Source organism: Micromonospora alfalfae (genome assembly GCF_022230925.1).
Taxonomy (GTDB): Bacteria; Actinomycetota; Actinomycetes; order Mycobacteriales; family Micromonosporaceae; genus Micromonospora; species Micromonospora alfalfae.
Window position 1 is genome coordinate 1 of the sequence record NZ_JAKKFH010000057.1, and the last position, 8,999, is coordinate 8,999.

6 protein-coding genes are annotated in these 8,999 nt (G+C 71.2%); 2 read left to right on the forward strand and 4 right to left on the reverse strand.

Annotated elements, in window-relative coordinates:
* Window positions 1-229: 229 nt before the first annotated feature.
* The 4 genes from uvrC to rsgA form a co-directional block, all read right to left on the reverse strand.
* Window positions 230-2,218, reverse strand: coding sequence for an excinuclease ABC subunit UvrC (uvrC, locus tag MED01_RS32055; RefSeq protein ID WP_238672199.1), 1,989 nt, complete (start codon window positions 2,216-2,218; stop codon window positions 230-232).
* 183 nt (window positions 2,219-2,401) lie between these two features.
* The gene (locus MED01_RS32060) at window positions 2,402-2,887 is read right to left on the reverse strand and encodes a Rieske (2Fe-2S) protein (RefSeq protein WP_238672200.1); all 486 of its coding nucleotides are present in this window, start codon (window positions 2,885-2,887) and stop codon (window positions 2,402-2,404) included.
* Between the two features lie 161 nt (window positions 2,888-3,048).
* Window positions 3,049-5,994 (reverse strand): excinuclease ABC subunit UvrA, encoded by a 2,946-nt coding sequence (gene uvrA / locus MED01_RS32065; RefSeq protein ID WP_091408018.1) that lies wholly within the window; start codon window positions 5,992-5,994, stop codon window positions 3,049-3,051.
* Window positions 5,995-6,294: 300 nt separating this feature from the next.
* Window positions 6,295-7,365, reverse strand: a complete 1,071-nt coding sequence (gene rsgA, locus MED01_RS32070; RefSeq protein WP_238672201.1) for a ribosome small subunit-dependent GTPase A — start codon at window positions 7,363-7,365, stop codon at window positions 6,295-6,297.
* A 178-nt stretch (window positions 7,366-7,543) separates the two neighbouring features.
* Between rsgA and MED01_RS32075 the strand changes: the two genes are divergently transcribed.
* Both MED01_RS32075 and MED01_RS32080 read left to right on the forward strand, forming a co-directional pair.
* Complete coding sequence (locus tag MED01_RS32075) at window positions 7,544-8,260, forward strand: maleylpyruvate isomerase family mycothiol-dependent enzyme (protein ID WP_238672202.1); 717 nt, start codon at window positions 7,544-7,546, stop codon at window positions 8,258-8,260.
* Between the two features lie 7 nt (window positions 8,261-8,267).
* Window positions 8,268-8,921: an MBL fold metallo-hydrolase gene (locus MED01_RS32080; protein ID WP_238672203.1), complete on the forward strand. Its 654-nt coding sequence runs from the start codon at window positions 8,268-8,270 to the stop codon at window positions 8,919-8,921.
* The last annotated feature ends 78 nt before the right edge of the window (window positions 8,922-8,999 follow it).

An 8,999-nucleotide genomic window follows, 5' to 3' on the forward strand; every position in this document is an offset into this window, starting at 1 on the left:
CAAGCAGACGACGGCAGACGACGTGTGCGGACGGCACTGGAGTCCGGCCGTGTGCTCTTCCGATCTCGGCTGCCCGCCCGGCTGCCCGCCTGCCGGGCAGGCGGGCAGCCGGGCAGTCGGGCAGCCGGGCGGGCAGCCGGGCGGGCAGCCGGGCGGGCGGGCAGCCGGGCGGGCAGCCGGGCGGGCGGGCAGCCGGGCAGCCGGGCAGTCGGGCAGCCGGTGGCAGTGTTCAGGTGCTCGGCTTCGCCTCGGCGCCGTCGCCGGCCTTCGTGTCCGTGTCCAGGGCGGCCAGGATCGCCTCGGCGGTGCGCCGACCCACACCAGGCACCTCGGTGATCTCTTCAACCGTTGCGGCCGACAGTCGCTTGAGCGAGCCGAAGTGCCGCAGCAGCGCCTTGCGACGCACCTCGCCCAGGCCGGGTACGTGGTCCAGCGCCGACTCGGTCATCCGCTTGGAGCGGCGCTGCCGGTGGAAGGTGATGGCGAACCGGTGGGCCTCGTCACGCACCCGTTGCAGCAGGTAGAGCCCTTCCGAGGTGCGCGGAAGGATGACCGGGAACTCGTCGTCCGGAAGCCACACCTCCTCCAGCCGCTTGGCCAGCCCGCACAGGGCCACGTCGTCGATGCCCAGGTCGGCGAGGGCCTGCGCGGCGGCCGCGACCTGTGGGGCGCCGCCGTCGACGACCACCAGTTGCGGCGGGTACGCGAATTTTCGTGGCCGGCCGGTGGTCGGATCGATCAGGACGCCGACCTGGGGCTCGGCCGCGTCCTGGGGGGCGGCCGTGTCGTCGGCCGACTCCACGCCCACCTCGCCCGTCTCGGCTCTCGCGTCGAGGTAGCGGGCGAAGCGGCGGCGGAGCACCTCTGACATCGCGGAGAGGTCGTCGGTGGCGCCCCGGACGATGAACCGCCGGTACTCGCTCTTGCGGGGCAACCCGTCCTCGAAGACCACCATGCTGGCGACCACGTCGGTGCCCTGGATCTGGGAGATGTCGAAACACTCGATGCGCAGCGGCGAGGTGCCCATGCCCAGCGCCTCGCTGATCTCGTCCAGTGCCTTGCCCCGGGTGGTCAGGTCGCCGGAGCGCTTGAGCTTGTGCCGGGCCAGCGCGTCCTTGGCGTTGCGCTCCACCGTCTCCATCAGTGAGCGTTTGTCGCCACGCTGCGGCACCCGCAGCGACACCCGACTGCCCCGGTGGTTGGAGAGCCACTCGGCCAGCGCGTCGGCGTCCGCGGGCAGCTCGGGGACCAGCAGTTCCCGAGGCACGTCGGCTTCGCCGTGCTCGCCGCCGTACACCTGGGTGCAGAAGTGGTGCACCAGGTCCCCGGTGGTCAGGTCCTCGGTCTTCTCCACCACCCAACCGCGCTGGCCACGGACCCTGCCGTCGCGGACGTGGAAGACCTGCACAGCCGCCTCGAGCGGGTCGTCGGCGAACGCGACGACGTCCGCGTCGGTGCCGTCGCCGAGCACCACTGTCTGCTTCTCCATGGCCCGGCGCAGCGCGGCCACGTCGTCGCGCAGCCGGGCGGCCCGCTCGAACTCCAGCTGCTCGCTCGCCTCGGTCATCTCACGTTCGATCTTGCGGACCATGGTGTCGGTGCGCCCGGCCATGAAGTCGCAGAACCCGTCGACGATGGCCCGGTGTTCGTCGGCGGAGACGGTGCCGACGCACGGCGCCGAGCACTTGCCGATGTAGCCCAGCAGGCAGGGACGACCGACCTGGCCGGCCCGCTTGAACACCCCGGCGGAGCACGTCCGCGCGGGGAAGACCCGCAGCAGCAGGTCGAGGGTCTCCCGGATGGCCCAGGCATGCGAATAGGGACCGAAGTAACGCACGCCCTTGCGCTTGGCGCCGCGCATCACCTGGAGCCGGGGGTACTCCTCGTCGAGGGTGACGGCGAGATAGGGGTACGACTTGTCGTCGCGGTAGCGGACGTTGAACCGGGGGTCGTACTGCTTGATCCAGGTGAACTCCTGCTGGAGCGCCTCGACCTCGGTGCCGACGGTGATCCAGTCCACCGACTCGGCGGTAGTGACCATCTGCCGGGTGCGCTCGTGCAGGTTCCAGACGTCGCCGAAGTAGGAGTTGAGTCGGCTGCGCAGATTTCGCGCCTTGCCGACGTAGATCACCCGGCCGGTGCCGTCGCGAAAGCGGTAGACCCCCGGTAGCTCCGGGATGGTGCCGGGTGCGGGGCGGTAGGTCGAGGGGTCAGCCACGCCGACAAGCCTAGTCCGCAGCACCGACAGCCCACCGCAGGCGTGATCCACTCGGCGCCCCGGAAGCCGGGGTGTCGGCACACCGCTGACACACCGACTTCCGAGACGTGAGTCGATCCTGCGACGTCGGGCCGACCGGCCGCTCAGCGTGCGGCCGGGCCAGCCCGCCGGCTCCGCTTCGGATCAGGCCAGCGAGATCTGGTCGCCGGTGACCTTGATGTCCTTGGGTGGCAGCGGCTTGGTGGCCGGGCCGGCCTTCACCGAGCCGTCCTCGATCGAGAACTTGCTGCCGTGGCAGGTGCAGTTGATGGTGCCGCCGTCGACGTTGGTCACCGGGCAGTTCTGGTGCGTACAGATCGGGCTGAAGCCCTTGAACTGACCGGCCGTGGGCTGGGTGATGACCACACCTTCGGCGGCGAGGACCTTGCCCCCTCCGACCGGGATGTCGGCGGTGGTGGCCAACGACTGGGCGTTCTGCCGGTCGCCGCCGCCGGCGTCACCGGTGCTGGGCACTGCGGGGCCACCACTGGTGGGTGCGCCGCTGCCGCTGCCGCCGTCGTCGCTGCCGCAGGCAGCCAGGACGACGGCCGCGCCGACCGCCCCGACGCCGGTGAGCAGGGTACGACGTGTCTGCGTACCCGGACCGGTCAGCGCCTGATCGTCACTCATGCCTCGCCTCTCTCTAGCCCGCTGCCGGTCGATAGCCGGCCACACTTCTCCACACGGGCAACTGTGCCGGATGGTTCATCTCGGTACTCGTCCGACCCGGCAAATGGGGCGGGGCGGGTCGTCAACCGACCCGCCCCGCCCCGCGAACACGCACAGAAGGATCAGCGTGCGGCGGCCGGCACCTTACGGCTGGCCCGCGCCTTGGTCACGCCGTTGGCCTTGGCGGCCCGGGTGGTGGCGGCAGCCGCACCCTTGGCCTTGCCGTCGAGCTTGAGCACCTGGCGCAGGAACTCGCCGGTGTGGCTCTCGGCCACCTCGGCGACCTCCTCGGGGGTGCCGGTGGCGAGCACGGTGCCGCCCCGGTGGCCACCCTCGGGACCCATGTCGATCAGCCAGTCCGCGGTCTTGATCACGTCGAGGTTGTGCTCGATCGTGATCACCGTGTTGCCCTTGTCGACCAGCCCTTCCAGCACCATCAGCAGCTTGCGGATGTCCTCGAAGTGCAGACCGGTGGTCGGCTCGTCGAGCACGTAGACCGTCCGCCCGGTGGAGCGCTTCTGCAGCTCGGAGGCGAGCTTGACCCGCTGCGCCTCACCGCCGGAGAGGGTCGGCGCGGGCTGACCGAGGCGGACGTAGCCCAGGCCGACGTCGACCAGGGTCTTCAGGTGCCGGTGGATGGCCGGGATGGCGGAGAAGAACTCGGCGGCCTCCTCGATCGGCATCTCCAGCACGTCCGAGACGGTCTTGCCCTTGTAGTGCACCTCAAGGGTCTCCCGGTTGTACCGGGCGCCCTTGCAGACCTCGCAGGGGACGTACACGTCGGGGAGGAAGTTCATCTCGATCTTGATGGTGCCGTCACCCGAGCACGCCTCGCAGCGCCCGCCCTTGACGTTGAAGGAGAACCGCCCCGGGCCGTATCCGCGCACCTTCGCCTCGGTGGTCTCGGCGAAGAGCTTGCGGACGTGGTCCCAGACGCCGGTGTAGGTGGCCGGGTTGGAGCGCGGTGTCCGGCCGATCGGCGACTGGTCCACGCCGACGACCTTGTCCACGTGCTCCAGCCCGGAGACCCGGGTGTGCCGGCCGGGCACCAGGCGGGCGCCGTTGATCTGGTTGGCCAGCACCGCGTACAGGATGTCGTTGACCAGCGTCGACTTGCCCGAGCCGCTGACCCCGGTGACAGCGATCAGCTGGCCCAGCGGGAACGAGACGGTCAGGTTGCGCAGGTTGTGCTCGCGCGCGCCGTGCACCACCAGCTCGCGGGCCGGGTCCTGCGGGCGGCGGCCCGTCGGCGTGGGGATCGACCGCCGACCGGACAGGTACGCCCCGGTGATCGACTCCTTGTTCTTCAGCAGCGCCGGCACCGAGCCGCTGTGCACGATCTTGCCGCCGTGCTCACCCGCGCCGGGCCCGATGTCGACGATCCAGTCGGCGGTGCGGATGGTGTCCTCGTCGTGCTCCACCACGATCAGCGTGTTGCCGAGCCCGCGCAGCCGGATCAAGGTCTCGATCAGCCGGTGGTTGTCGCGCTGGTGCAGCCCGATCGACGGCTCGTCGAGCACGTAGAGCACGCCCACCAGGCCGGAGCCGATCTGGGTGGCCAGCCGGATGCGCTGTGCCTCACCGCCGGAGAGCGTGCCGGCCGGGCGGTCCAGGGAGAGGTAGTCCAGGCCGACGTCGAGCAGGAACCGCAGCCGGGCGTTGATCTCCTTGAGGACGCGCTCGGCGATCATTTTCTGCCGGTCGGTCAGCTCGATGCCGGCGAGCAGGTCGGCGCACTCCCCCACGGACAGGTTGCAGACCTCGGCGATGCTCTTGCCGGCCAGCGTGACCGCGAGCACCTCGGGCTTGAGCCGAGCACCGCCGCACGCCGCGCACGGCACGTCGCGCATGTAGCCCTCGTACTTGTCGCGGGACCACTCGGACTCGGTGTCGGAGTGCCGGCGCTCGATCCACTGCACCACGCCCTCGAAGCCGGTGTAGTAGGAGCGCTCACGGCCGTACTTGTTGCGGTAGCGCACGTGCACCTGGTCGTCGGAGCCGTGCAGGATCGTCTTCTGCGCCCGCGCCGGCAACGCCCGCCACGGGGTGTCGATGTCGAAGTGCTGGGCCTCGCCGAGCGCCTCCAGCAGGCGCAGGAAGTATTCCAGGTTGTGCCCGGTGGACCAGGGTTGGATGGCGCCCTCACGCAGGCTGCGCTCCGGGTCGGGGACCAGCAGCTCCGGGTCGACCTCCTTCTTGGTGCCCAGGCCGGTGCACTCCGGGCAGGCGCCGTAGGGGGCGTTGAAGGAGAAGACCCGAGGCTCGAGATCCTCGATGGCCAGCGGGTGGTCGTTGGGGCAGGCCAGGTGTTCGGAGTAGCGGCGCTCGCGGTCCGGGTCGTCCTCGGGAAGGTCGACGAAGTCGAGCAGAACCAGGCCGCTGGACAGGCCCAGGGCGGCCTCGACCGAGTCGGTGAGCCGCTGCTTGGCGCTCGGCTTGACGGTGAGCCGGTCGATCACCACCTCGATGGTGTGCTTCTCCTGCTTCTTGAGCTTCGGCGGCTCGGTCAGCGGGTGCACCACGCCGTCGACCCGGGCCCGGGCGTAGCCCTTGGCCTGGAGCTCGGCGAAGAGGTCGACATATTCGCCCTTGCGGCCACGGATCACTGGGGCGAGCACCATGAACTTGGTGCCCTCGGCCATGGCCAGGACCCGGTCGACGATCTGCTGCGGGCTCTGCCGGGAGATGCGCTCACCACAGACCGGGCAGTGCGGCTCACCGATGCGGGCGTAGAGCAGACGCAGGTAGTCGTAGACCTCGGTGATGGTGCCGACGGTCGAGCGCGGGTTGCGCGAGGTGGATTTCTGGTCGATCGAGACGGCCGGGCTCAGGCCCTCGATGAAGTCGACGTCTGGCTTGTCCATCTGGCCGAGGAACTGCCGGGCGTACGACGAGAGCGACTCGACGTAGCGGCGCTGACCCTCGGCGAAGATCGTGTCGAAGGCCAGGCTCGACTTGCCCGACCCGGACAGCCCGGTGAACACGATGAGTGCGTCCCGGGGCAGGTCGAGACTGACGTCACGCAGGTTGTGCTCGCGCGCGCCACGGATGATCAGTCGGTCGGCCACAGTGCGTGTACTCCCGGGAGAAGATGAAGCGAAGGATTCGTCCCGCTCTGGGTGGTCTTGAGCGGTCGTGCGGGCGCGGAAAACACGCCTCGGCAACTCTAGCTCCGAGGTATGACAGTTTCCCCCGCCCGCACATTCCCCCAGCTCAGCCCGGTCGGCCGCCCCGCCGGCAAGCCCTGTCGGCCGTGCGACGGCGGGCCATGTCGACAGTGCGCCCGCAAGCCCTGTCGGCCGTGCGACGGCGGGCCATGTCGACAGTGCGCCTGCAAGCCCTGTCGGCCGTGCGACGGCGGGGCCCGGTCAGTAGCCGCCGGGCGCCGGCGGACGCGCGGCCCGACGCCGGGCCGAACGCCACCCTCCGCGTCGCTCCGCCGCCACCCGGGCCTCCCGTCGTCGGCTCTCGTGGGCCACCTCACCCTGCAGCCGCCGCCAGCTCTCCCACCGACGGGTGGAGAGCTCGCCGGTGTGCAGCGCCTCCCGGACCGCGCAGGACGGCTCGCCGTCGTGGCCGCAGTCGGCGTACCGGCAGCCTTCGGCCAGCCCGGCGATGTCGGCGAACGCCCGGTCGAGCCCGGCCGCGCCGTCCAGCAGGCCGACCGCCCGGACACCGGGCGTGTCGATCACCGCACCGCCACCCGGGATGGGTACGAGGGCCCGCCAGGTGGTGGTGTGCCGACCCTTGCCGTCCACCCGCCGGATCGACTGGGTGGGCATCATCACCGCCCCGACGAGGGCGTTGACCAGGCTCGACTTGCCCGCACCGGACGGACCGAGCAGGCCGAGCGTGCGGCCGGGCGTCACCTCGGCGCGCAGCGGTTCCAGCCCGAGGCCTCGTTCGGCGCTGACCGGCAGCACCGGCACCCCGGGGGCGACCGCGGCCAACTGGCGGGCCAGCGCGGCCGGGTCGGCCGCGAGATCCGCCTTGGTCAGTACGACAAGCGGCCGGGCGCCGGACTCGTGGGCCAGGGAGAGCAGCCGCTCGATCCGGCCCACGTCCGGCTCGGGGTGCACCGGCTCCACCACGGCGGCGGCGTCGAGGTTGGCGGCCAGCACCTGACCGCTGGCGTCCTTGCCGGCGGTACGCCGGATCAGCGCGCCCCGTCGCGGCAGCACCGCCTCCACGGTCACGCGGCGGTCCGGCCAGTGGGTGAGCAGCACCCAGTCCCCTGCGCAGGGCAGCGCGGACGGGTCCCGTGCGGCGACGGTCAGCACCGCCCCACCCAGGCTGGCCCGGACCGGGCCGACTGCGGTGAGCACTGTGCAGACCCCCCGGTCCACCCGGGCCACCCGACCCGGCTGGTGCTCACCGCGGCGCGCGGCGTACGCCGTCCGCTCGGCGTCCCAGCCGAGGGCGGTCAGATCGATCGTCATGGCATCCTCATCGGTGTCGAAGCTGGTGATGGCGGAACACGCGTGCCACGTCCGGCATGATCACCACCTCCGTCCGATGTCCCGGTGCCGCGTCTGCCGCTGACGGTAGGTCGCGCGTCGACGCGCCGAAAGCGATTTCCCCGGCGACGGCGCGACGGCGGACCGCTAGGGTCGACGGGTGACAACGGATCCGCTGTTGCTGATGGGCGAGGTGGATGCGGCCACCAGCCGACTACTGCGTACCGCCGCTTCTTTCGACGCCGCGGACCTGGCCGGCGCGTCGCTGCTGCCGGGCTGGACGCGTGGCCACGTGCTGGCGCATGTGGCGCGCAACGCCGACGGCTTCGTCAACCTGCTCACCGCGGCCCGCACGGGGGCGGCGCTGCCGATGTACGCCTCGCTGGACGCCCGCAACGCGGACATCGAAGCCGGTTCGAGCCGGGCACCGGCCGCGCACCTGGACGACCTGCGACGCACGGCGGACCTGTTCTCCGAGGCGGTCGCGGCGATGCCGGCCGATGCCTGGGCGGCGACGGTGCAGGCGCGTAAGGGCCCCTGGCCGGCGGCGCTGCTGGTCTGGGGTCGGCTGCGGGAGATCGAGGTGCACCACCTCGATCTGGCCGCCGACTACCGGGCCGCGGACTGGTCGGAGACGTTCGCCCACCGTCTGCTGCGGGAGGCGGCCAGTCATCACGCCATGGGGCCGACACCGCCCTCGATGGTGCTGCGCCTCGACGGCAGCGAGCATGAGGTGGTGATCGGGGAGCGCGTGGACGCCCCGATCGTCGCCGGCCCCGCCCCCGACCTCGCCGCCTGGCTGATCGGCCGCGCCGACGGCTCCCCGCTCTCCGTCACCCCTGACGGTCCCCTGCCTACTCCACCGGAATGGATATAGAAACGTCATGACATACAGCGGAGACGTCACGCACGGCGGCGCACCGGCGGTCCGGGAGCTGGACGGGCTGACCATCAGCAAGCTGTCGGTGGGTCCGATGGACAACAACGCCTACCTGCTGCGCTGCACGGGCACCGGTGATCAGGTGCTGATCGACGCCGCCAACGAGGCGCCGCGGCTGCTCGAACTGATCGGTGACGGTGGGCTCACCGCTGTGGTGACGACCCACCAGCACATGGATCACTGGGTCGCGCTGGAGGAGGTCGTCGCCAAGACCGGCGCCCGGGCGTTGGTGCACGCCGATGACGCGTCGGGGTTGCCGATCGAGGCGGAGCGGCTGGCCGACGGCGACACGGTGGCGATCGGCGACTGCGCGCTGGAGGTCATCCACATCAAGGGGCACACCCCGGGTTCGATCGCGCTGCTCTACCGCGACCCGTCCGGAACCCCGCACCTCTTCACCGGCGACAGCCTCTTCCCGGGTGGGGTGGGCAACACCGACAAGGACCCGGAGCGCTTCGCGGCGCTGATCGCCGACGTCGAGCACAAGCTGTTCGACCAACTCCCGGACGACACCTGGTTCTACCCGGGCCACGGCAAGGACAGCACCCTGGGCGCCGAGCGCCCCGCCCTCCCCCAGTGGAAAGCCAGAGGCTGGTAACCCCACCCCAAACAGAGGACCCAACGTCGACCAGGAACCACCAAGATCAAAACCCGGCGGCGTAGGCGGCACCCCCGC